This is a genomic window from Catellatospora coxensis (genome assembly GCF_016862635.1).
GTDB classification, from domain to species: Bacteria; Actinomycetota; Actinomycetes; order Mycobacteriales; family Micromonosporaceae; genus Catellatospora; species Catellatospora coxensis.
This window is the reverse complement of sequence record NZ_BONI01000079.1, coordinates 15,487-38,229: the sequence shown is the minus strand read 5'-3', so window position 1 is coordinate 38,229 and position 22,743 is coordinate 15,487. Positions and strand designations below refer to the sequence as shown.

The 22,743-nt window shown below is 71.6% G+C and carries 20 protein-coding genes and 1 tRNA gene; 11 read left to right on the top strand and 10 right to left on the bottom strand.

Annotated features, from left to right (window positions below):
• Positions 1 to 7: 7 nt before the first annotated feature.
• From hisC to hppD, 4 genes are all read right to left on the bottom strand, one after another.
• Positions 8 to 1,075 (bottom strand): histidinol-phosphate transaminase, encoded by a 1,068-nt coding sequence (gene hisC / locus Cco03nite_RS33835; protein ID WP_203697858.1) that lies wholly within the window; start codon positions 1,073 to 1,075, stop codon positions 8 to 10.
• Entirely contained in the window at positions 1,072 to 1,947 is an 876-nt protein-coding gene (locus tag Cco03nite_RS33830) for an RDD family protein (protein WP_203697852.1), read from the bottom strand. The genes hisC and Cco03nite_RS33830 overlap by 4 nt, the downstream gene beginning before the upstream one ends.
• Before the next feature lie 9 nt (positions 1,948 to 1,956).
• The gene (locus Cco03nite_RS33825; protein ID WP_203697851.1) at positions 1,957 to 2,673 is read right to left on the bottom strand and encodes an RDD family protein; all 717 of its coding nucleotides are present in this window, start codon (positions 2,671 to 2,673) and stop codon (positions 1,957 to 1,959) included.
• A gap of 113 nt (positions 2,674 to 2,786) precedes the next feature.
• Positions 2,787 to 3,953: a 4-hydroxyphenylpyruvate dioxygenase gene (hppD, locus tag Cco03nite_RS33820; protein ID WP_203697849.1), complete on the bottom strand. Its 1,167-nt coding sequence runs from the start codon at positions 3,951 to 3,953 to the stop codon at positions 2,787 to 2,789.
• Between the two features lie 214 nt (positions 3,954 to 4,167).
• On the opposite strand from hppD, the gene Cco03nite_RS33815 reads away from it, so the two are divergent.
• From Cco03nite_RS33815 to Cco03nite_RS33805, 3 genes are all read left to right on the top strand, one after another.
• Positions 4,168 to 4,647: an Lrp/AsnC family transcriptional regulator gene (locus Cco03nite_RS33815; protein ID WP_239167880.1), complete on the top strand. Its 480-nt coding sequence runs from the start codon at positions 4,168 to 4,170 to the stop codon at positions 4,645 to 4,647.
• Between the two features lie 80 nt (positions 4,648 to 4,727).
• On the top strand, positions 4,728 to 6,014 hold the full coding sequence (locus Cco03nite_RS33810; RefSeq protein ID WP_203697847.1) for a PQQ-binding-like beta-propeller repeat protein: 1,287 nt from the start codon (positions 4,728 to 4,730) through the stop codon (positions 6,012 to 6,014).
• 31 nt (positions 6,015 to 6,045) lie between these two features.
• Complete coding sequence (locus Cco03nite_RS33805; protein WP_203697846.1) at positions 6,046 to 7,719, top strand: fumarate hydratase; 1,674 nt, start codon at positions 6,046 to 6,048, stop codon at positions 7,717 to 7,719.
• An 89-nt stretch (positions 7,720 to 7,808) separates the two neighbouring features.
• Here Cco03nite_RS33805 and Cco03nite_RS33800 read toward each other — a convergent pair whose 3' ends face one another.
• Together Cco03nite_RS33800 and Cco03nite_RS33795 are read right to left on the bottom strand one after the other, a co-directional pair.
• Positions 7,809 to 8,702: an endonuclease domain-containing protein gene (locus tag Cco03nite_RS33800; protein WP_239167879.1), complete on the bottom strand. Its 894-nt coding sequence runs from the start codon at positions 8,700 to 8,702 to the stop codon at positions 7,809 to 7,811.
• A gap of 241 nt (positions 8,703 to 8,943) precedes the next feature.
• Positions 8,944 to 9,588 (bottom strand): IclR family transcriptional regulator, encoded by a 645-nt coding sequence (locus Cco03nite_RS33795; protein ID WP_203697845.1) that lies wholly within the window; start codon positions 9,586 to 9,588, stop codon positions 8,944 to 8,946.
• Between the two features lie 15 nt (positions 9,589 to 9,603).
• On the opposite strand from Cco03nite_RS33795, the gene Cco03nite_RS33790 reads away from it, so the two are divergent.
• The 5 genes from Cco03nite_RS33790 to rlmB all read left to right on the top strand — a co-directional run bounded on the left by Cco03nite_RS33790 (position 9,604) and on the right by rlmB (position 14,445).
• Positions 9,604 to 10,278 carry an HAD family hydrolase gene (locus tag Cco03nite_RS33790; RefSeq protein ID WP_203697844.1) on the top strand — a complete coding sequence of 225 codons (675 nt, stop codon included), beginning with the start codon at positions 9,604 to 9,606 and terminating at the stop codon, positions 10,276 to 10,278.
• A 91-nt stretch (positions 10,279 to 10,369) separates the two neighbouring features.
• The gene (locus tag Cco03nite_RS33785) at positions 10,370 to 11,035 is read left to right on the top strand and encodes an HAD family hydrolase (protein WP_203697843.1); all 666 of its coding nucleotides are present in this window, start codon (positions 10,370 to 10,372) and stop codon (positions 11,033 to 11,035) included.
• 38 nt (positions 11,036 to 11,073) lie between these two features.
• Positions 11,074 to 11,895, top strand: a complete 822-nt coding sequence (locus Cco03nite_RS33780; RefSeq protein ID WP_203697842.1) for a hypothetical protein — start codon at positions 11,074 to 11,076, stop codon at positions 11,893 to 11,895.
• 13 nt (positions 11,896 to 11,908) lie between these two features.
• Complete coding sequence (gene cysS / locus Cco03nite_RS33775; protein ID WP_203697841.1) at positions 11,909 to 13,324, top strand: cysteine--tRNA ligase; 1,416 nt, start codon at positions 11,909 to 11,911, stop codon at positions 13,322 to 13,324.
• Complete coding sequence (rlmB, locus tag Cco03nite_RS33770; RefSeq protein ID WP_203697839.1) at positions 13,324 to 14,445, top strand: 23S rRNA (guanosine(2251)-2'-O)-methyltransferase RlmB; 1,122 nt, start codon at positions 13,324 to 13,326, stop codon at positions 14,443 to 14,445. The genes cysS and rlmB overlap by 1 nt, the downstream gene beginning before the upstream one ends.
• Before the next feature lie 191 nt (positions 14,446 to 14,636).
• Here the strand turns inward: rlmB and Cco03nite_RS33765 are convergent, their stop codons facing one another.
• Entirely contained in the window at positions 14,637 to 16,028 is a 1,392-nt protein-coding gene (locus Cco03nite_RS33765) for a class II fumarate hydratase (RefSeq protein ID WP_203697838.1), read from the bottom strand.
• 102 nt (positions 16,029 to 16,130) lie between these two features.
• The gene (locus Cco03nite_RS33760) at positions 16,131 to 17,222 is read right to left on the bottom strand and encodes an ABC transporter ATP-binding protein (protein WP_203697837.1); all 1,092 of its coding nucleotides are present in this window, start codon (positions 17,220 to 17,222) and stop codon (positions 16,131 to 16,133) included.
• A 264-nt stretch (positions 17,223 to 17,486) separates the two neighbouring features.
• Between Cco03nite_RS33760 and Cco03nite_RS33755 the strand changes: the two genes are divergently transcribed.
• Positions 17,487 to 17,562, top strand: a tRNA-Thr gene (locus tag Cco03nite_RS33755).
• Between the two features lie 57 nt (positions 17,563 to 17,619).
• On the top strand, positions 17,620 to 18,153 hold the full coding sequence (locus tag Cco03nite_RS33750; protein WP_203697836.1) for a GNAT family N-acetyltransferase: 534 nt from the start codon (positions 17,620 to 17,622) through the stop codon (positions 18,151 to 18,153).
• 65 nt (positions 18,154 to 18,218) lie between these two features.
• On the opposite strand, the gene Cco03nite_RS33745 is transcribed toward Cco03nite_RS33750, so the two are convergent.
• On the bottom strand, positions 18,219 to 20,027 hold the full coding sequence (locus Cco03nite_RS33745) for a hypothetical protein (RefSeq protein ID WP_203697835.1): 1,809 nt from the start codon (positions 20,025 to 20,027) through the stop codon (positions 18,219 to 18,221).
• Positions 20,028 to 20,192: 165 nt separating this feature from the next.
• Here Cco03nite_RS33745 and Cco03nite_RS33740 point away from each other — a divergent pair, with 165 nt between their 5' ends.
• Positions 20,193 to 21,977, top strand: coding sequence for an NAD-binding protein (locus tag Cco03nite_RS33740; RefSeq protein ID WP_203697834.1), 1,785 nt, complete (start codon positions 20,193 to 20,195; stop codon positions 21,975 to 21,977).
• Here the strand turns inward: Cco03nite_RS33740 and Cco03nite_RS33735 are convergent.
• Positions 21,889 to 22,653 carry a phospholipase A2 gene (locus Cco03nite_RS33735; RefSeq protein WP_203697832.1) on the bottom strand — a complete coding sequence of 255 codons (765 nt, stop codon included), beginning with the start codon at positions 22,651 to 22,653 and terminating at the stop codon, positions 21,889 to 21,891. The genes Cco03nite_RS33740 and Cco03nite_RS33735 overlap by 89 nt on opposite strands.
• Positions 22,654 to 22,743 lie beyond the last annotated feature (90 nt).

The window sequence follows — 22,743 nt, the reverse complement described above, 5'->3', positions numbered from 1 at the left end:
GTACGGGTCAGACGAAGTGCTTCTCCGCGGCGTGCAGCAGCGCGTCGTTCTCCTCGGCGGTGCCGATGGTGACGCGTACCCCGTCGCCCGCGAACGGCCGCACGATGACGCCCTCGGCCTCGCAGGCCTGCGCGAACGCCACCGAGCGCTCGCCCAGCGGCAGCCACACGAAGTTGGCCTGGCTGGCGGGCACGCCCGGCAGCAGCTTCGCCAGCGCGATCTGCACCCGGTCGCGCTCGGCGATGACCAGGTCGCAGCGGCGGCGCATCTCCGTCTCGGCGTCCAGCGCCGCCAGCGCCGCGGCCTGCGCGGCCATGCTGGTGGAGAACGGGGTGACCACCTTGCGCACCGCGGCGGCCACCTCGGGCTGCGCCACCAGGTAGCCGATGCGCAGGCCGGCCAGGCCCCACGCTTTGCTCAGGGTGCGCAGCACCGCGACGTTGGGCCGGTCGCCGTAGACCTCGACGCCGTCGGGCACGCCCGGGTCGGTGACGAACTCCTTGTACGCCTCGTCCAGCACGACGAGCACGTCCTCGGGCACGGCGGCGAGGAACTCGTCCAGCTCCGCCTTGCGCACGCTGGTGCCGGTCGGGTTGTTCGGGTTGCAGACCAGGATCAGCCGGGTGCGGTCGGTGATCGCCGCGGCCATCGCGGCCAGGTCGTGGCCGTGCTCGGCGGTGTTCGGCACGCGCACCGAGGTCGCCGCGGTGGTGGCCGCGATGATCGGGTATGCCTCGAAGGAGCGCCAGGCGTAGATCAGCTCGTCACCGGGCAGGCAGGTGGCCCGCACCAGGTGCTCGGCGAGCGCGACGGAGCCGCAGCCGGTGACCACGCGCTCGGCGGGCACGCCCAGCCGGTCGGCGAACTTGTCGCGCAGCGCGCCCACACCCATGTCGGGGTAGCGGTGCACGTTGGCGGCGGCGTCGGCGACGGCCTCGACCACGCCCGGCAGCGGCCCGTACGGCACCTCGTTGCTGGCCAGCTTGATCGCGCCGGGCACCGAGCGGCCGGGCACGTAGTTGGGCAGGGCGTCCAGGTCGGGCCTGGTCAGCCCTCGCTTGCTGCGTTCGCTCATGATGCGCTCCTCTTGTCGGTACGGACCGGGTCGGGCAGGCGCACCACGTAGGTGCCCGCCGAACGGTCATGCCAGGCCATGCGCTGCTGGCGGTCGATCAGCAGGAAGATGACGTCGACGAACTGAAGTATGACGAAGCAGGGGCCGCAGCAGGAGAGCAGCAGCAGCGGCATGGCCAGCGGGCTCCAGCGCCGCCAGGCCCGGCCCACGCCGAGCGGGTCCAGGTTCTCCACCCGGACGACCTTGATGCGGGCGAGCCGCTTGCCCAGGGTCTGCCCGGTGTGCGCGGTCGCCGGCACCTCGTAGGCGAACCACAGCGCGAGCGCGATCAGGATGATCACGAGCAGCAGCGCGTCCATCTGCGCCGGCCGCTCCATGTCCAGCGGCAGCTCGCCGGTCTCCATCCACTTGTCGGTGATGGCCTGGGTGAAGGGGATGTACTCGCGCAGGAACAGGTAGATGAACCAGCCGTTGACCACGACGTTCAGCAGCACCAGCGCGATCGTGTCCACGATCCGGGCGACCAGCCGCGCCCCGGGCGTGGCCAGGGGCATGCCGTGCGGGCGTACCGGCGGCTGGGGCACCGGATGCGGCCAGCCGCGAGGTATCGCACCCGGCGGCAGCCCACCCGGCGGCATCCCGCCGGCCGGCGGCAGCACCGGGGGCACCGGGCCGGGCCCGGCCTCGCCGACCTTGTGCACCGGCTGGCCCACGGGCACCGGCGGCGGAGGAGGGGGCGGGGGCGCGGCGGGCGGCCCGTCCGGTGGCGTCGCGTCGGCGGGCAGGGACGCGCCGAGCCAGCCCTCGCCGTCCCAGTACCGCTGCGTGCTGGGGTCGGCGGGGTCCTTGTACCACCCAGGACTGATCGTCATGACAGCTATTTAACCGACCTTCACCACGACGGTCTTCGCCGCCTTGTCATGCAGGCACTGTTGGAGCGGTTTGTCCCACAGCTGCCAGAACCCGTCGAGGTAGCTGAAGAACGGCACGAAGATGCCCGCCACCCGTTCCACGGCCCAGCGCTTGGTCAGGTCGCCGCGGGTCAGCACCTCGCCGGGCTGCACCTTGACCACGCGCAGCTTCATCACCCGCTTACCCACGGTCTCGCCGCCCTTACGCAGCTGGTACTCGACCAGGTACAGGTAGGTGAGGACCAGGTTGACGGCGAAGATGCCGAGGAAGAAGACCATCATCGTGCCGAAGAACTGGAAGAACTCATCGGGAACGGGCTGGCCGTACGCGTCGGTGTAGCCGCTGTTCGCCGCGGTCCAGTCCATCACCGTGAACATCCACAGGATCATCATCGGCACGGTGAAGACCATGCCGATGGCGCCCAGGATGAGGCCGTCGAGCAGGTAGGCGAGCAGGCGGTCGCCGAAACTCGCCAGCGGCTGGCCGTTCGGCGCGAACGGGACGGCGGCGTGCGGCCACGCGCCCTGCTGCGGGGGCGGCACCCAGCCGGTGGGCTGGCCGGCCCACGGACCGGCCGGGCCCTGGGGCGGCACGAAGCCCGGCGCGGGAGCCGGGCCCTGCGGCGGCACCGGGCCGCGCAGCTGCACCGGGTCGCCCGGTGGGATGGCGGGAGAGGGGGAGGTCATGCGCGACATCCTTCCATGTCCGCGCAGCCGTCGACGGTCCGCGCCGGGGTGTGAGACGGGCGCCTACCTCGGCATACGCTTCGGCGGGCGCCCGTCGTGGTGCTGTCGCGCGGTCAGAGGTTGCCGCGGGTGTCCTGCTCGCGCTCGATCGCCTCGAACAGGGCCTTGAAGTTGCCCTTGCCGAAGCCGAGCGAGCCGTGCCGCTCGATGAGCTCGAAGAAGACCGTCGGGCGGTCCTGTACCGGCTTGGTGAAGATCTGCAGCAGGTAGCCGTCCTCGTCCCGGTCGACGAGGATCTTGCGCTTCTTCAGCTCCTCGATCGGGGCGCGCACGTTGCCGATGCGGGCCCGCAGCTCCGGGTCGTCGTAGTACGAGTCCGGGGTGGCCAGGAACTCCACGCCCGCGGCGCGCATCGCGTCGACGGTGGCCAGGATGTCGTTGGTGGCCAGCGCGATGTGCTGCGCGCCTGGGCCGCCGTAGAACTCCAGGTACTCGTCGATCTGCGACTTCTTCTTGGCGATGGCCGGCTCGTTGAGCGGGAACTTCACCTTGCGGGTGCCGTTGGCGACGACCTTGCTCATCAGCGCGCTGTAGTCGGTGGCGATGTCGTCGCCGATGAACTCGGCCATGTTCGTGAAGCCCATGACGCGGTGGTAGAACTCCACCCACTCGTCCATGCGGCCCAGCTCGACGTTGCCGACGACGTGGTCGACGGCCTGGAAGAAGCGCTTCGGCGAACCCGCGGCGACGGCCGCGGAGCGGTCCACGAGCGGCTCGCGGACCACGAAGCCCGGCTCGAACGGGCCGGTGTAGCCGGAGCGGTCGATCAGGGTGTGCCGGGTCTCGCCGTACGTCGCGATCGCGGCGAGGCGGACGGTGCCGTGCTCGTCCTTCTCGTCGTACGGCTCCCGCAGGCCGGTCGCGCCGTGCGCCACCGCGTACGCGTAGGCCTCGTCGACGTCGGGGACCTCCAGCGCGATGTCGGTGACGCCGTCGCCGTGGCGGGCGTGGTGCTCCGCGCCCGGGGCGGCCGCGTGCACCGCGCCGCGCAGCACGAACCGGGCGCTGCCCGAGGTCAGCACGTACTCGGCGTAGTCCCGGAAGCCCTGCTCCGGGCCGCGGTAGGCGACCAGTGACATGCCGAACGCGGTGGAGTAGTAGTGGGCCGCCTGCTTGGCGTTGCCCACCAGGAAGGCGATGTGGTCGACACCCTTCACCGGGAACGGGTCGGTCGTCTCCGGCGACGCGTGGGTGGCGGCCGGTTGCGCTACAGCGGTCATGCCGAAAGGTTTACGCAGCGCCGTGAGCTGGGCAACTGTCTCGCCGATCACTGATCAGATTGCGCAGAACGACCGGTGCGGGCGCGGATTCGCTGGACAGATTGACCAGTTATCGAATCGTTATCAAGGCTTCTCGTGCTCGGGCGTATCTCCGGTGACCAGGGAGGCGGAAGGCGGACAGATCGCCCGGCTGCCCCGGTGACATGATGGGCCGGTGACGCCCACCGTGGACGAGCTGGACGTGAAGCTGGTCGAGCTGCTGGCGGCCGAGCCGCGGATCGGCGTGCTGGAGGCCTCGCGCCGGCTGAAGGTGGCGCGGGGCACCGTGCAGGCCCGGCTGGACCGGCTCGTCGCGCGCGGCGTCATCAAGGGCTTCGGACCGGAGCTGGACCCGGCGGCGCTCGGCTACGGCGTCACCGCGTTCGTGACCCTGGAGATCCGGCAGAGCGGCGGCCACGACCCGGTCGCGGCACACCTGTCGACGATCCCCGAGGTGCTGGAGGCGTACACCATCACCGGCGGCGGCGACCTGCTCTGCCGGATCGTGGCCCGGTCCAATGCCGACCTGCAACGGGTCATCGACGAGATCGTGGCGTACGACGGCATCGTGCGCGCGTCCACGCTGATCGCGCTCGCCGAGCAGTTGCCGTACCGGACGCTGCCGCTGGTGGGGAAAGCCGCCCGACACGGGTGAATCGGACAGTCACTCACGTTTGACGGTTTCCTGGCTACCCTGGCCGGATGGCTCAGGGGAGGGCTGGCGCAGGCTGGCTCGTGGCAGTGGCCGTGGCGCTGACCGTGCTCGTGAGCACCGGCGTCTGGAACCCGTTCCCTGACCTGTGGGCCTGGCTCAACACGAGCGGCCCGGTCTCCGACCCGCTGCCGCGCTGGCAGGAGCGGCTCGGCAGCACCCCGCAGACGGTGACGCTGACCGACGACTACGTGATCGTCGAGCACCGGGACTCGGTCGAGGCGCTGAGCCGGTTCAACGGCCGGCGCAACTTCGCGACCGAGGCGGACTGGTCGGCGGTCGCCGGTCCGGCCGACAAGCCGGTCATCCTCGCGGGAAAGCTGCTGGTCAAGGGGTATCAGGCGCTCGACCCGCGGACGGGCGCGGTGGTGTGGCGCGACGAGGAGGCCTCCGCCGTGTGGACGTACCGGGACGAGGTCGTCGACGTGGCCTGCCGTACGCCCAAGGATTGCGAGGTCACCGGCCGCGCGCCCGGCACCGGCACGAAGATCTGGTCCACCGGCCTGCCCGGCATGGGGTTCGTGCTCTTCGCCGACAATCCGGAGCTGCTGGGCACGCAGCCGATCCCGTCGGACCGGATCGCCGACCGCCACGAGCCGGGCACCCGCCCGGAGCTGCTGGCCTTCCCCATAGACGGCAAGGTGTACGTCGTCGATCCGCGCCGGTCGGAGCCGCGGCTGGATCCGCCCCTGGAACCCGGCCGCCGCGACAAGATCATTGTCGCGGGCGGGCGTGTCGTGCGCAGCACCGCGACCCCGCGCGACGGGGGCTGCGATGTTTCCGTCGTCGCGCTCGACGCGGTGAGCCGGCAGCGGGTCTGGCCCCTGCCGGCCGGGCAGCACCTGCGCACCTTCGACGGCGGCGGCTGCGACCAGCGCCGGCTGCCCATGGGCACCGACAGCGCCCTTGTCGGATTGACGATCGACGGCCGGGAGCAGCTGATCGAGGCGGGCCTCGGCGAGCAGGTGCTGCTGTGCGCCGCGGGCGAGCACATCGTGGGGGTGACCAATGGGCTGGTCCTGGTGCGCTCCGCCGACGGCCGCCGGCTGAGCGGGGTGGTCCCCGACGGGAAGAACCCGGGCAAGCCCAAGGCGCTGTGGCACCGCAAGATCAGCCCGGAGGCGTCGGCTGCGCTGCGCGGCACCGTGGTCGTCGTGTCCGACCGCGGCCCGAACCGGGTGATCGTGCTGAACCCGGAGGACGGCAAGGTGCGCAAGGAGGTCAAGTCGGACGCCGAGGTGCTCGCCGCCGACGACAAGGGCCTGCTGTTGGGCCAGCGGCGTGATCTCGGTTACCTCCCGTTCGATTAGCCAGGGCGCGAATTCTGCGACCCGATGGCACATGAGTACCCTTTTTCGCGTGACTGACTTCGCCTACTCCTCGCTGCTGCCCCTGGGCGCGGACACCACCGACTACCGCCTCGTCACCGACGAGGGCGTCGACGTCGTCAGCGGGCCGGGTGGGCGCAAGTTCCTCACCGTCGAGCCGGAGATCTTCACCCAGCTGACCGCCGAGGCGATGCACGACATCGCGCACTACCTGCGCCCGGCGCACCTGGCCCAGCTCACATCGATCATCGACGACCCGCTGTCCTCCCCGAACGACCGCTTCGTGGCCAAGGACCTGCTGCACAACGCGAACATCGCGGCCGGCGGCGTGCTGCCGATGTGCCAGGACACCGGCACCGCGATCGTGATGGGCAAGCGCGGCCGGCACGTGCTGACCGACGGCAACGACGAGGCCAACATCGCCCGCGGCGTCTACGAGGCGTACACCAGCCTGAACCTGCGCTACTCGCAGCTCGCGCCGCTGACGACGTGGGACGAGCGCAACACGGGCACGAACCTGCCCGCGCAGATCGAGCTGTACGCCGAGGACCCGGACGGGCACCCGGACGCGTACAAGTTCCTGTTCATGGCCAAGGGCGGCGGCAGCGCCAACAAGTCGTACCTCTACCAGGAGACGAAGGCGCTGCTCAATCCCACCTCGTTCATGCGTTTCCTGGACGAGAAGCTGCGCCTGATCGGCACCAGCGCCTGCCCGCCGTACCACCTGGCGATCGTCATCGGCGGCACGTCCGCCGAGCACGCGCTCAAGACCGCGAAGCTGGCCTCGGCGAAGTACCTGGACAACCTGCCGTCGTCCGGCTCGATGCTGGCGCACGGGTTCCGCGACGTCGAGCTGGAGGCCGAGGTCCTGGAGCTGACCCGCAACTTCGGCATCGGCGCGCAGTTCGGCGGGCGCTACTTCTGCCACGACGTGCGCGTGATCCGGCTGCCCCGGCACGGCGCGTCGTGCCCGGTCGCCATCGCGGTCTCCTGCTCCGCCGACCGCCAGGCCGTCGCCAAGATCACCCCTTCCGGCGTATGGCTGGAGCGCCTGGAGACCGACCCGGCCCGCTACCTGCCCGAGGTCACCGCCGAGGACGTCTCCGACGAGGTCGTCAAGATCGACCTCAACCGGCCGATGGCCGAGATCCGCGCCGAGCTCGCCCAGCACCCGGTGAAGACCCGGCTGTCGCTGTCCGGGCCGCTCGTCGTCGCCCGCGACATCGCCCACGCGAAGATCGCCGAGCGGCTCGACGCCGGCGAGCCCATGCCGCAGTACCTGCGCGACCACGCCGTCTACTACGCGGGACCGGCGAAGACCCCCGAGGGGTACGCGTCCGGCTCGTTCGGGCCGACGACCGCCGGGCGGATGGACGCGTACGTGGAGAAGTTCCAGGCGGCCGGGGGCTCGTACGTGATGCTCGCCAAGGGCAACCGCAGCGGCCAGGTCACCAAGGCCTGCCAGGCGTACGGCGGCTTCTACCTCGGCTCCATCGGCGGCCCCGCCGCCCGGCTCGCCCAGGACTGCATCAAGAAGGTCGAGGTCCTGGAGTACGCGGAGCTCGGCATGGAAGCCGTCTGGAAGATCGAGGTCGAGGACTTCCCGGCCTTCATCGTCGTCGACGACAAGGGCAACGACTTCTTCGCCGAAACCGCCAAACCCACCCTCACCATCGGCCGCCGCTGACCCGCCCGGCCTGTTGATCGTCGGACTTGCCTGGCACCTGTGCGTATCCTGAAGCGCCATTCGCCCAGGTGCCTGGCAAGTCGAGTGATCTAGGGGCGCCAGCCGCGGGAGCGGAGGGCGGTTTTCGCCTCGCGGACGATGCCCGCGAAGTCGGTGCGCATCCGGCGGCTGGTCACGTGCAGGACGATCCAGCCGTCGTTGACGAGCAGGTTGAGGCGACGCCGGTCCAGGTGGAACTGGTCGGGTGCGTCGTGCCACTCGCCGTCGTACTCGATGGCGACCTTGAAATCGGGCCAGGCCAGGTCGGGGTGCAGCACACGACCGCCCGCCGTGACGGGGTGCTGCAGTTCCGGACGGGGTAGACCGGCGCGGATCAGGCCCACCCGTAGGCGGGACTCCTGCGGGGACTCGGCGCGGCCGTCGGCCAGCGCGAACGCCCTGGCGGCTCGGGCCGCGCCGTGCCGGCCGAAGCGGCTGTGGGCCAGTTCGCCGAGTTCGGCGGCGGTCACCAGTTTGGCGTGCAGCAGGGCGTCGATGATGGTGACCGCGGGCACCAGGTCCAGCCAGAGCACGAGATCCCAGCAGGTGCGCAACGGCCGGGTGACGGGGAAGCCCCGGTGCACCTCGACCTCGTCGTCGCTGAGCCGCATACGGTGGACCGTCGCGTGTTTGCGCTGGTTGAGCCGGGTTCCTGCGGGCACCACCAGATGCGCGGCGTCGCCGAAGGCGGCGGCATGCGCCACGCCGTGCAGGCTCGCGGCGGACGGCCCGGCGAAGTACGCGTGGGACGGCAGGTCCAGGGCGAGTGCGCGGCAGCTCAGCTCGTGGTCGCGGTCGAGCCTGCTGTCGGCGAAGACGTTGTAGCCGACGCTCATCCAGTTGTCGCCGCGTAACTGCTCGGCAGTCAGCAGCCCTTCCCGCAGGGCGTCGGACCCGCGGAACACCTGCCAGGCCAGTCGCCTGGGTCGATCGACTCGTCGCACGCCGCACAGCGTGCCGCAAATCCGCGCCGCCTGTGCGCAGCCCTGTGGATAACCCACCCCGCCCCTGTGGAAAACCATATGGATCGCCTGTGGACACCTGTGGACGAACCTGCCTGCCACCGCACGACCGTCGCCCGCCAAGGTCATCCGACTTGCCAGGCACCTGGGCGAATGCGGCTTCAAGATACGCACAGGTGCCAGGCAAGTCGGATGACCTTGGGCCCGGCGGCCCGGCAGGGGGTCAGGAGAGGGCGGTGGTGATGGTGGTGGCGGCGGCTACCACGAGGGGGCCGACGGTGGGGGCGTCGAGGGGGGCCAGGGCGACGACGCCGACGGAGGCGCGGAGGCCTTCGACGGCGTGGACGCGGGCGGCTATGCCGTAGGCGCCGGGTTGGAGTTCGCCGGAGGAGACGGTCCAGCCTGCGGCGTCGGAGAGGATGGCGCGGCCTGCGGCGCCGGAGTCGAGTGGGTGCCGGGAGCCGGTGCGGTAGGCGACGTGGAACATCGTGGAGCTGGGCTCGACGACGGCCACGGCGACGGCCTCGTCGCCGTCGGCGACGGTGAGGTGGGCGGTGGCGTGGACCTGGTCGGCCAGGCGGCGCAGGGCCGGCAGGGCCGCGTCGGCGAGCAGTGGCTGGGCGCGCCGGGCCAGGTGCAGCAGCCCCACGCCGAGCCGCAGCCGCCCGGCGGAGTCGCGGCGGACCAGGGAGTGCTCGGTGAGCGTGGTGACCAGCCGGTACACCACGGCGCGGCCGACGCCGAGGCGGTTGGCGGCCTCGGTCACGGTGAGCCCGCCGGGGGTGTCCGCGACCAGGGTCAGCAGGCGCAGCCCGCGGTCGAGCGTCTGTGCGGTGTCCACGCGCCAAGCGTAGGCGTCGACCGGCATGACTAGAGTGGCGGAGTGATCAAGGCGGTGGTGTTCGACGCGGACGAGACGTTGCTGGATCTGCGCCCGGCGGTCGACTACGCGCTGGAGCAGGTGCTCGGCAGCCTGCGCGCGCTGGAGCCGGGCCTGGCGCTGACCCGCGAGCACCTGCGGGAGAGCTGGCAGGAGGTGTTCGCCGAGGACCCGGGGGCGCCCGTGCCGTACATCCGGCGCGAGTCGCTGCGCCGGTCGCTGGCCCGCTTCGGCCTGGACCGGCATCTCGACGAGCACTATGAGCTGTTCTTCCGGCACCGGTACGAGCAGACCCGGCCGTTCCCGGACGCGCTGGCGACGCTGGCCGAGCTGCGGGCGGCGTACCTGCTGGGCTATGCGACCAACGGCAACTCGACGGCGGACCGGTGCGGGCTGGGCGGCGAATTCGCCTTCGAGCTGTACGCCCACCAGGGCGGCCTGCCGAAGAAGCCCGCGCCGGAGTTCTTCGCCGCGGTGGGCGCGGCCACGGGCACGAGCCCGGGAGAGATCGTCTACGTGGGCGACAACTACCACCACGACGTCGTGGCGCCGGCCGCGGCGGGGATGCGTACCGTGTGGGTCAACCGCGGCGGCCGCGACCTGCCCGGCCCGGTCGTGCCGGACCTGGTGGTCGAGCGCCTGGCACAGCTGCCGGCAGCGCTGCGCGGCCTCGCCTGACCGGCCCGGCGACGTCCCGCGACATGGGACGGGGTACCCCCTGCGAGTGACGGTGCAGGGCGCTGACCTGCGGTTCCGCTAACGTGTACCGATGATCACAACTGTCGCCTTCGACGCCGACGACACGCTGGTGGACATCCGCACCGCCGTGAACGCGGGCCTGAGCGCGGTCACCGCCGCGGTGGCGGACCCGGCGCTGACGCTGGAGCTGTTCGCGGCCGACGCCGAGGACCACTGGACGCTGCTGGCCGACCGGCCCGCACGCGACATCCGGGCCGCCGCGATGCGGCACACCCTGGCCCGGGCCGGCCGCGAGCACGAGCTGGACCGCTGGCTGGAGCTGTTCTTCGAGGTCCGGTACGCCAACTCGCGCCCGTTCGACGGGGTGGCGGCGGTGCTGGACAAGCTGAGCCGCGACTACCGGCTCGGGTACGCGACGAACGCCAACAGCCTGGCCGACCGGTGCGGGCTCGCCGGGCGCTTCGCGTTCGAGCTGTACGCGCTGGAGAACGGGGTGCCGAAGAAGCCGGCCCGCGGCTTCTTCGACGCGGTGCTCGCCGCGGCGTCGGCGCAGCCGCACGAGGTGGTGTACGTCGGGGACTCCTACGACCATGACGTCGCCGGGGCGGCGGGCGCGGGTCTGCGTACCGTCTGGTTGAACAGGTCGGGCACCCCCGCGCCCGGACCGGTGCGCGCCGACGTCGTGATCGCCGACCTGACCGAGCTGCCGGACGCGGTGGCCTCCCTCAACAACTGAGTCGCGGCCGTTTGTCCCGGCGTGGCACGATGCCGCGCATGGTCGACAGGGTGACCGGTCCGGACGGGCACGAGTGGTGGGTGGGCCGTCGCTGGCTGCCGTGGCGTCCCGCGCGGCGGCGCTCCGACGGCCAGGGGCTCGGGGACAGCAGCCAGCTCGTGCCGCTGGCCGGTGCCGAGGGCATGTTCGGCTGCGTGATGGTGCTGATGATCATCGTGGCGTTCCCGGCCGTGCTGCTGCTGGTCTTCCTCGCCATCGAGTGGCTGCTGGTGCTCCTGCTGCTGCCCCTGTGGGTGCTGGCGCGCGTGGTGTTCGGGGTGCCGTGGGTGATCGTCGCACGAGGCAGGTCCGCCGACGGCCGGCGGTGGCGCTATTACGGCCGGGCAGCCGGCTGGCGGGGCAGCGCGGCGCTGATCGACGCGGTCCGCGAAGAGGTCCGGGTGCACGGCGCGCCGCGCTCGCTCGGCGCGCCGGTCGTTGCCGAGCAGGACGACATCGTCGTGTCGGGCGAGACGTCGCTGCGGCTGGTGCAGTCCGGTGAGCCCCTGGAGATCCCGGGCCAGGTGTACGGCACGACGTCGGCGTACGCCCGCAACGGGTGGCTGAGCGGATGGCTGCGCGCCGACGAGACCTCGCTGAGCATCTCGCAGGCCGGCGGCATCGCCCGCCGGGCCATCCCCGTGCTCGGGGGTGCGGTGCTGCCCGAGACGCCGTCGACGAAGGCGGACCGGGCGGCGATCGGAGACCTGGCGGTGATCGGCATCACCGGCACTGATGGCCGTGAGTATCGAATCGCCGTCGATCCGGATGAGCTTGAGGCGTTGCGGTGGCTGCAGTCGCGATGGATCGCCTCGCATTGACTATCCTTGTCCGGTGACGTTGAGACTCTTTGACACCGCGACCAGACAGGTGCGCGACTTCGTGCCGCGCGTTCCCGGTCAGGCCTCCGTGTACCTGTGTGGTCTCACCGTCCAGTCCGGCCCGCACATCGGCCACCTGCGCTCGGGCGTCAACTACGACGTGCTGCGGCGCTGGCTGATCCACTCGGGCTACGACGTCGTGTTCGTGCGCAACATCACCGACATCGACGACAAGATCCTCGCCAAGTCGGTTGAGCAGGGTCGCCCGTTCTGGTCGATCGCGTACGCCAACGAGGTGACGCTCGCCGCCGCCTACCGGGCGCTGAACGTGCTCGCCCCGACGTACGAGCCGCGGGCCACCGGGCACGTGCCCGAGATGCACGAGCTGATCACCGAGCTGATCGAGCGTGGCAACGCGTACCCGAGCAACGACGGCAGCGGCGACGTCTACTTCTCCGTCAGCTCCTTCGCCGAGTACGGCGCCCTGTCCGGGCAGCGCCCCGCCGACATGCTGGCCGCGCCCGACGGCCCGGAGCGGGCCAAGCGCGACCCGCGCGACTTCGCGCTGTGGAAGGGCGCGAAGACCGAGGAGCCCGACGACGCCGAGTGGCCCTCGCCGTGGGGCCGCGGCCGGCCCGGCTGGCACATCGAGTGCTCCGCGATGGCCAAGCGCTACCTGGGCGCGGAGTTCGACATCCACGGCGGCGGCCTCGACCTGGTCTTCCCGCACCACGAGAACGAGCAGGCGCAGTCGCGCGCCGCCGGGCTCGCGTTCGCCCGGTTCTGGGTGCACCACGGCCTGCTCAACCTCGGCGAGGCCAAGATGAGCAAGTCGCTCGGCAACGTCATCGACCTGGACGCGGTCACCGAGCGCGGCATCCGGCCCGTCGACCTGCGCTACTACATGCTGTCCCCGCACTACCGGGCCCGGATCGACTTCAGCTGGGGCGCGCTGGAGGAGGCCGCCACGGCGTACCGCCGCATCGAGGGTTTCGTGCAGCGCGCCGTGGAACTGGTCGGGGTCGTCGAGCCGACGATGCTGTGCGCCGACTTCACGGCCGCCATGGACGACGACCTGAACACCTCGGCCGCGCTCGCGGCCCTGCACGAGGTGGTGCGCGAGGGCAACACCGCGCTGGCCGCCGGGAACGACAAGGCCGCCGCGGGCGCGCTGGGCAGCGTCCGGGCCATGCTCGGTGTGCTCGGCATCGACCCGCTCGACGCGGCCTGGGCCGAGAGCAAGAGCGGCAGCGGGCTGCGCAGCACGGTCGACGCGCTGGTCGCGCTCGCCCTCGAGCAGCGTACGGCCGCACGTGGACGCAAGGACTGGGCCGCCGCGGACGCCGTGCGGGATCAGCTCAAACAGGCCGGAGTCGTGGTGGAGGACACCCCGCACGGTCCACGCTGGACGATCGGAAGTGAACTGTAATGCCGGGCAACTCGCAACGCCGGAACATACGCCAGGTCAGCAAGAAGACCGCCGTCAAGGGGACGGGCGGCAAGGGCAAGGACACCCTGAAGGGGCGGGGCAAGACGCTGCCCGCCGACGAGCGTCCCTGGCACAAGGGTTACTCGGGCACCGAGAAACTGCCCTCGAAGACCGCCTGGAAGCAGGACAAGGAGCGCAAGGCCGCCGCAGCGGAGGGTCGTGCCCCGAAGATCGGCAAGCCCGGCACCAAGGACACCACCTGGGGCCGCGGCAACGGCGGCAAGGGCGTGCCGACCAAGCGCACCCCGGCCGGCCGTGGCGGCGCTCCCGTGCGCAGCGGCCCGCGGGTCGCGCCCGGCCGCAAGTCGCTGACCCCGAAGGACGCGCCGGAGCTGCTCGTCGGCCGCAACCCGGTGAACGAGGCGCTGCGCGCGCACGTGCCCGCGACCGCGCTCTACGTCGCCCAGGGCATCGACATCGACGAGCGCGTCAACGAGATCGTGCGCACCGCGGGCGACCGGGGCATCCCGATCCTGGAGATCAGCCGCGCCGAGCTCGACCGGCTCACCGGTGGCGTGCTGCACCAGGGCATCGGCATCCAGGTCCCGCCGTACGCGTACGAGACCTTCGAGGACATGCTCGCCGCCTCGATCGAGCACCCGGAGCCGCTGCTGGTGGCGCTGGACGGGGTCACCGACCCGCGTAACCTCGGCGCGGTCATCCGCTCCGCGGCGGCGTTCGGCGCGCAGGGCATCTTCGTGCCCGAGCGACGGGCCGCGGGCATCACGGCGACGGCGTGGCGGACCAGCGCGGGCGCGGCGGCGCGGCTGCCGGTGGCGCAGGTGACCAACATGACCCGGGCGCTGAAGCAGGCGCAGTCCGAGGGGTTCGTGGTCGTCGGGCTGGACGCCGACGGGGAGACCGATCTTTACCAGCTGGAGGCCGCGGTCGGGCCGCTGGTCGTGGTGGTCGGGTCGGAGGGCCGTGGACTCGGGCGGCTGGTCGGGCAGACGTGTGACATGCGGGTGAGCATCCCGATCGTGTCCGAGGTCGAGTCGCTCAACGCCTCCGTGGCCGCTGCCGTCGCGCTGGCCGAGGTGGCCCGCCGCCGGGCGGCGTGACCTGGCCGCGTTCGCGCGGTGCTTTTCCATAGACGCCGGCCTATCACGTCGAATCCGAGTCCCTCGTTTTCGATGTGATAGGCTGGCGTCTATTCGTGGACCGGGGTTGCGGCGGCGCGTCGGCCGAGTCGCCGTTACCTGAGCCGTCGAGCGGGATGCTGCCCGCGCCGTCGTGGCAGGGGTGTCGCGGGTCAGTCGGGCTGGCGGGTCATCGCGAGCACGTCGAGGGCTGCGTCGAGCTGCTCCTCGGTGAGCTTGCCGGCCTCGACGTGGCCGCGTTCCACGACGACCTGCCGGATGGTCTTGTTCTCCGCCAGGGCCTGCTTGGCGACGGCCGCCGCCTCCTCGTACCCGATGTGGCGGTTGAGCGGCGTCACGATCGACGGAGAGCCCTCGGCGTAGAGCCGGGCCACCTCCTCGTTGGCCTGCAGCCCCGCCACGCACTTGGTGGCCAGCAGGCGGCTCGCGCTGGCCAGCAGCGTGATGGATTCCAGCAGGTTGCGGGCCATCACGGGGAGCATGACGTTCAGCTCGAAGTCACCCTGCGAGCCGCTGAAGGCGACCGCGGTGTCGTTGCCGATGACCTGGGCGCAGACCTGGCGTACGGACTCGCAGATGACCGGGTTCACCTTGCCCGGCATGATCGACGACCCGGGCTGCAGGTCGGGGATACGCAGCTCGCTGAGGCCCGCCCGAGGGCCGGAACCCATCCACCGGATGTCGTTGGCAATCTTGTACAGGCTGACCGCGGCCGTACGGAGCTGACCCGACAGCTCCACCAGGGCATCGCGGGCGCCGTGCGCCTCGAAGTGGTTCTCGGCCTCCTTGACCGGCAGCCCTGTGTCCGCGGCCAGCCGCCGGTACACCTCGCGGCGGAACTCGGCGCTCGCGTTCACGCCCGTGCCGACGGCCGTGCCGCCCAGCGGCAGCTCCGCGACGTGCGGCAGGGTCGATGCGACCCGCTCGGCGGCCCGGTGCACCTGCTGGGCGTACCCGGAGAACTCCTGGCCCAGGGTCACCGGGGTGGCGTCCATCAGGTGGGTGCGCCCCGACTTCACCACGTGCGCGAACTCCCGCGCCTTGCGGGACAGCGCCTGCTCCAGCTCCAGCAGCGCGGGGCGCAGCTCGTACGCCACCAGCCGCAGCGCGGCCAGATGGATCGCCGACGGGAACACGTCGTTGCTGGACTGCGAGGCGTTCACCTGGTCGTTCGGGTGCACCGCCCGGCCGAGGCGCTGCCCGGCCAGCCGGGCCAGCACCTCGTTCATGTTCATGTTGGTCGAGGTGCCCGAACCGGTCTGGTACACGTCGAGCGGGAAATGCTCCGCGAAGTCGCCCTCGACGATCTCCCGGGCGGCCGAGGCGATCGCGCCCGCGGTCTGCGCGTCCAGGTCCCCGGTCGCCGCGTTGGCCTCGGCCGCCGCCGCCTTGATCTGGGCAAGAGCGATGATCAGGGGGTACGGCAGGACAGTCCCCGAAACCGGGAAGTTCTCGATCGCCCGCTGGGTCTGCGCGCCCCACAGGGCGTCGGCAGGCACCCGTACCTCGCCCATCGTGTCGTGCTCGACTCGATACTCCGTCATGGCTCCATGCTTACCCCCTGGAGCACGGGTAACCGAAGATCGGCACGCACATCACAAAAGGGCGGGACCGTTTCCGGCCCCGCCCTTTATTTACTGCTTGCGTCAGATGCGCACGCCGGAGGCGGCGTGGAACGCGTGGTGGCTACCGACCACCGGCTTGACGAACACGGTGTCGCCGAGGCTCGGCATCGCCTGACGGGTCGTGGTGACCACGAACCGCTCCTCGCCACCGTTGATCGCGGCGTGGCCGTACACGTTGGCGTTGGCGCCCAGGTCCTCGACGAGGTCGACGACGATCGGCATGCCGCCCTCGCTGGCGCCCACCAGGTCCGAGTCCTCGGGGCGGAAGCCCACGGTGACCTGGCCGTTGCCGCCCTCGGCCTGCGCCAGGGCGACCTGCTCGCGGGTCAGCGGGAGCACCATCTGGCCGAACACCGCGCCGGCCTCGGTCAGCTGCACGGTCTTGATGTTCATGGCCGGCGAGCCGATGAAGCCCGCGACGAACACGTTCGACGGCCGGTCGTACAGGGCACGCGGGGTGTCGCACTGCTGCAGCACGCCGTCGAGCAGCACGGCCACCCGGTGACCCATGGTCATGGCCTCGACCTGGTCGTGCGTGACGTACACGGTGGTGATGCCCAGCTGCGACTGCAGCGTGGCGATCTGCGAACGGGTCTGCACGCGCAGCTTGGCGTCGAGGTTCGACAGCGGCTCGTCCATGAGGAAGACCTGCGGCTCACGCACGATGGCGCGACCCATGGCGACACGCTGGCGCTGACCGCCGGAGAGCGCCTTCGGCTTGCGGTTGAGGTACTCCTCCAGCTGCAGCATCTGCGCGGCCTTCTTGACCCGGACGTCGATCTCCGACTTCGGGGTCTTGCGCAGCTTGAGCGCGAACGCCATGTTCTCGTACACCGTCATGTGCGGGTAGAGGGCGTAGTTCTGGAAGACCATCGCGATGTCCCGCGACTTCGGCGGGAGGTTCGTGACGTCCTTGTCGTTGATGTAGATCGCGCCCTGGTCGACGTCCTCGAGACCGGCCAGCATCCGCAGGCTGGTGGACTTGCCACAGCCGGACGGGCCGACGAGGACGAGGAACTCGCCGTCGTTGATCTGGAGGTCGAGCTGGTCGACGGCGGGGCGGTCGGTGCCCGGGTAGATCCGGGACGCCTTGGCATAGGTGACGGTAGCCACGGGGGTGTGTCCTTCCACCGGCAGGAACGTGCCGGACGATCCGAGTGAAAGTGAGTGCCGGCCACGTTTTCACGAACCCGGCGTTCGCCAAAGTAACCGCGTTACGGCCGGTAAACAAGCCCGTGGATCATCATGTGGAACGCGCCTGCCAGGCAAAACGGACGCTATGGTGATGATCGGTACGAAACTCCGGGGAATCCGGTAGCGGACCTGATACGTACGGCGCGTACCATCGCTGGGTACGGCCGTTCCTGCGCCGTGCATGCCGGCCTGGCGCAATTGGTAGCGCACCCGACTTGTAATCGGAAGGTTAGGGGTTCAAGTCCCCTGGTCGGCTCCAACGCCCCAGCTCAGCCCCGTGGCACACAGCTCGTCCGCCCGTGGGAGGGTTGCCGTCATGGCAGCTTCAGCGACTCCGGGCCGCGAGGTCGTACTCGAGACAGATCGCCTGCTGCTCAGACCCTGGGGGGTAGCCGAGGCGGCCGTCCAACGCGAGCTGTGGACGGAACGTGATCCGCGAGTGCCGCCGCACCGCCGGATCGACGCCGACGGACACCCCACCCTCGCCGAGCTCGAGGAGTCGATCCGCACTGACGATCTCTGGTCCACCCGGTTGCTGGCGGTCGAGCGGAAGGCCGTCCGCGACGTCATCGGCTACTGCGGGCTGGTCGACGGTCGAGGGTCCGCAGGTGAACCGGAACTGGCGTTCGAGCTGCTACGCCGGGTCTGGGGTCAGGGATACGCGACCGAGGCCGCGTCGGCGGTGCTGGACTGGGCGAGATCGTCCGGCTACGAACGCCTGTGGGCCACGGTCTGGGACTGGAACACCGCTTCTCGCCGGGTGCTGGCCAAGGTCGGGTTCACCGAGACCGAGCGGAAGGTGGTGGACCCGGTCCACGGAACCACCCTGTTCACCACGAGACGGCTCTGACGAGGTCAGTACAGCGAGCAAGGGGCGGATGCGCATCGCATCCGCCCCTTGCCATGTACGCCCTGTCAGATGAGCGTGTCGCTCTCCAGCGGCAGCAGGCCCGCGGCGGTGCCGACCAGCGGCAGCGCGCGCAGCACCTCCATGGAGGTGGCCATGTTGCCCAGGATCGGCAGGTCGTTGACGAGCGGCAGCTGGCCCAGCAGGCTGCCTACGCCGAGGCCGCCCGCGCCGGCGCCGCCGGTCAGGCTGCCCAGCAGCGGCAGCCCGCCCAGGTCGGGCAGGCCAGGCAGTCCGGCCTCAGCGGTGGCCGACTCCGCGTACTCGGCGTCCTCGCCCGCGATCGGGCGCTCGGTGGCCCGGTGCCGGCCGACGTGCTGGGGCTGGGGCGCCGGGGCGGAGAGCTGCTGGCCGACGGGCAGCTGCGTGTCGAGGGTCGGCGCGGGGTTCAGCAGGTTGGCGCCGCGGCCCGGGCTCATGCCGGACAGCCCACCGGTGATCTTGCCGAGCGCGTCGCCGACGACCGGCAGGGAGCCGACGACGGGCAGCGCGGTGCCGGGCTTGCCGCCCTGCACGATGCCGCCGGTCAGCATGCCGCCGACGATGGGGAGCTTGGTCACGGTGTCCAGGCTGAGCTTGCCGCTGGCCAGGTCGCGTACGCCGGGAACCTGCTTGGCGATGTCGCCGACGACCAGGATGCTGTCCAGCGGGCCGCCGTTGCCGAGCACGCCGTTGAGGATGGGCAGCTTGTCGACGAAGGGCAGGCCTTCGGCGGTGGGCATGCCTTCGGTCGCGAGCAGTTCGTCGCCGCTCGGCTGCCCCATCGCGTCGGCGATGAGCGCGGGCACGATCTGCGAGGTCGCGTCGGCGACCTGCTGGGACAGCGCCGGGTCGAGGGTGACGCCCTGGGCGTCGGACGGGTCGAGCGCGTCGGTGTCGAGCAGTGGGTCGATGACGTCCTGGCGGGCCAGCATGCCGGACGGCATGCCCGTGGGCTGGTCGCCGAGCCATTCGCCGAAGCTGTCCCGGGTGGTGTCGACGGCCGGGGAGCCGGGTGCGGGCAGCGGCGCGGGCTGGATCCCGGACAGGTCGTTGCGCTCGCCGGTGAGGCCGTTCAGGGCGTCGCCGCCGAGGCCGCCGGTGAGGCTGGCGAGCGGGTCGGCGGCGCGGGCGCTGCCGTTGAGTCCGCCGCTGAGCCCGCCGGTCAGGTCGGTCAGGCTGCCGGTGATGCCGCCGAGCGGGCTGTCGCCGCCGGTGAGCCCGCCGGTGAGCCCACCGAGCGGGCCGCCGTCGCCGCCGAGCAGGCCGCCCAGGGTGCCGCCGCCGTCGGGGCCGCCCATGAGGCCGCTGGTGAGGCCGCCGAGCGGTCCGTTGGTGAGGCCGCCGATGGGGCTGCCGCCGGGCTGGGCGCCGAGCAGGCCGCCGAGCGGTCCGCCGGAGAGCATGCCGGTGACGCTGTCCAGGCCGGGCAGCACCTCCTCCTTGCCGGCGCCGTTGAGCAGGCCGGTGCTGCTGAGCAGGTCGGTGCTCGGCAGCGCGCGGGTCAGGGCCGGCGCCTTGCCGGTGAGCGAGATGTCCTGCACCCCGGGGGCGTACGCGGTGACGCCGAGGTCGCCGGTGCCGCGCGTGATCGACAGCGGGCCGTCCGCGACCAGCCCTGCGTTCAGCCTCGTGTCGGGCATGTCGATCGACAGGCCGAGGTTGTGCAGGCCGCCCGTCGGGGAGAAGAGATCGGCCACCAACCCGCGCATGGCCTGAAGATCGGCGGTCGGCTGGGCCTCGGAAACCGTTTCAGCGTGCGCGACGCCACTGCCGAGAAGCATGACGCCGCCCGCCACGCCCACGGCGCCGACGGCACGGTAGAACCACTTGTTCATGTCCATCCATTCGATTGCTGACCGGTGCACCCCGAACCGCAGGGTGCTGCTTGGTGCATTCGTCTGAAGGAGCAACGACCAAAAGGGGCATATCGTCGCGGGAAAGGCATGTCTGGCGATCCCTCAGGGGTGGTACGGGTGGTGCGTGGTCGATAGCATCCGGGCGTGCTGACCCCCTCCTCGGTCGTGGCCAACCTGCGCCGGGCCCGCAACAACCACTTCGTGATCAACGGCTCGGACGGCCTGGCCTACCGCCTCGCCGAGCAGCTGACCACGCGCTACGGCGTGGACGTGGTGGTGCTGATGACCCCCGATCAGAAGCGCGACGCGCGCGACTTCGGTGAGCTGCCGCGGGTGCGGGTGGTGGTGGTCGACCGGGTGGACGAGCGTGCCCTGGCCAAGGCCGACGTCGCCACGGCGATCGGGCTGGCGCTGACGGTGCAGGACGACGTCGGCAACATCCACGTCGCGCTGCAGGCCCGTGACCTGGTGCCGGAGCTGCGGCTGGTGGTCCGGATGTACAACTCGCACCTCGGCCGCGGCATCGAGGAGCTGCTCGGCAACGCCCGGGTGCTGTCCGACGCCGAGATCGCGTCACCGGCGCTCGTCGCGATCGCGCTGGACGAGGTCAACGCGGTGCCGCTGCCGGTCGGCGGCCGTACCCTCGTGGTCGCCCGGCGGGCCGACGTGGCGCCCGACGACGTGGTCTGCGGGCTCGTCGACACCACCACCGGCGGCACCGCGCCGGACCTGCTGCCCGCCGACCCGGGCCGGGCCGACCTGGTGCTGGCCGAGGCGCGGGTGAGCAGCGGGGTGGCCGACAGCGTCGCCGACACGGTGACCACCGTCGCGCGCACCGTACGCCGCAATGCCCGCCGCTGGCGGCTGCCCGCGGTCGTCGACACCGCCAAGACGCTGATCTCGCGCCAGTTCCGCATCGCGGTCGCGGTGGTGCTGCTGATCCTGATCGTCGCCGGTTTCGCGTTCGCGCGCACCCGGCCGGAGGTCGCCTCGTTCTGGGACGGCGTGTACGTCACGCTGGTCAACGCGCTCGGCGGCCCGCAACTCGACGCGGAGATCCCCGGCTGGCAGCAGGTGCTGCAGCTGCTCGTCGCGCTGGCCGGGCTGGCGCTGGTGCCGCTGATCACCGCGATGGTCGTCGAGGGCACCGTCAACGCCCGGCTCGCCGTCGCGCAGGGCCGGCTGCGGCTGCCCGAGGACGGCCACGTCGTGCTGGTCGGGCTGGGCAACGTCGGCACCCGCGTGCTGAGGCTGCTCCACGACCGGGACATTCCGGTGGTCGCGATCGACGTCAAGGAGCAGGCCCGCGGCGTGCCGCTGGCCCGCGAACTGGGTGTACCGCTGATCATCGGCGACGCGAGCCGGGAGAGCACCCTGCGCTCGGCACACGTGCAGGGCTGCCGGGCGCTGATGACGCTGGCCAGCAACGACGTCATCAACCTGGAGGCGGCGCTGCACGGCCGCAACCTGCAGCCGCAGCTGCGGGTGCTGGTCCGGCTGTTCGACGGCGACCTCGCCGCTCGGGTACGCAAGACGTTCAGCATCCGGTTCACCCGGAGCGTGTCCTACCTGGCCGCGCCGGCCTTCGCCGAGGCGCTGATGGAACGCGAGGTCATCGGCACCATCTCGGTCGAGCGCCGGGTGCTGCTCGTCGCCGAGGTCGTGGTCGGCACCGGCTCGCAGCTCGCCGGCCAGCGGGTGGCCGTCGCGGACCTCGCCGGAGCGGTACGCGTGATCGCGCTGGCCGAGTTCGGTGAGCCCCGCCCGCTGTGGCGGCCCGCGCCCAACCGGGTGCTCAAGGCGCGCGACCGGATCACCGTGGTGGCCAGCCGCGACGGGCTCAGCCGGCTGATGCGCCAGGCCGCCGGAAACGGCGCGGACGACGACGCGGACCCGATCGCGCAGGGAGCAGGCGCGAGCGCGCCGTGACCAGGCAGCCGCCACCGGCCAGGGCCAGCAGCACCAGGCCCGCGGTGCGCGGCAGCCCGGACGTGTCGACGGGCGGCCCGGAGACCTGCCGCCAGGAGTTGAAGCCCACCCCCGCGGCGAACAGGGCGACCGTCGCGTCGCAGCTGGCCGGGGTGGAGTCGGCGACGCACTGCACCCGCAGGTCGTGGTCGAGCAGCAGGTCGATGTCGGCGCGGGCGGTCGGGTCCAGGGGCGCGCCCCGGCGCTGCGCGTACCGCAGCAGGTCGTAGCCGAAGTCGTGGGCCTGGCAGGCCGCGGCGAAGTCGAACGGGCGGCCCTCGCCGGGCACCGAGCACGAGCCGGTCGGGTTGATCACCCGCAGTGAGCCGTCGGCCAGCCGGGCGGTGCCCGGGGTGTAGTGCATGACCTGCGGGAAGTCCGCCGGCACGGCGGCGAGGTCACCGGCGGGCAGGGCGTGGATCATGCGGGTCGCGGCGGCGTCCGCGCCGGCCTGAGCGTTGCCAGGGGTCGCGACGGTCAGTGCCGCGGCGATGCCGACGCCGAGCACGAGCAGCGAACGCAGCCAGCCCGGCAGCGGTCGGCGGCCCGTGGACGCCAGGCGGCGTGCAGGGCCGTCGGGTCGGGCCCGCTCGGCGGAGAGCCTGGCGAGGGCGGCCAGGCGCGGCCGTGATCGCATCGTCGCGACCCTTTCGCTGTGCACGGCCCGACGGGGTGCACACCGCTCGGCAGAGCGGCGCGTCCGGACCGGGCAGCCACGCTACCTGCG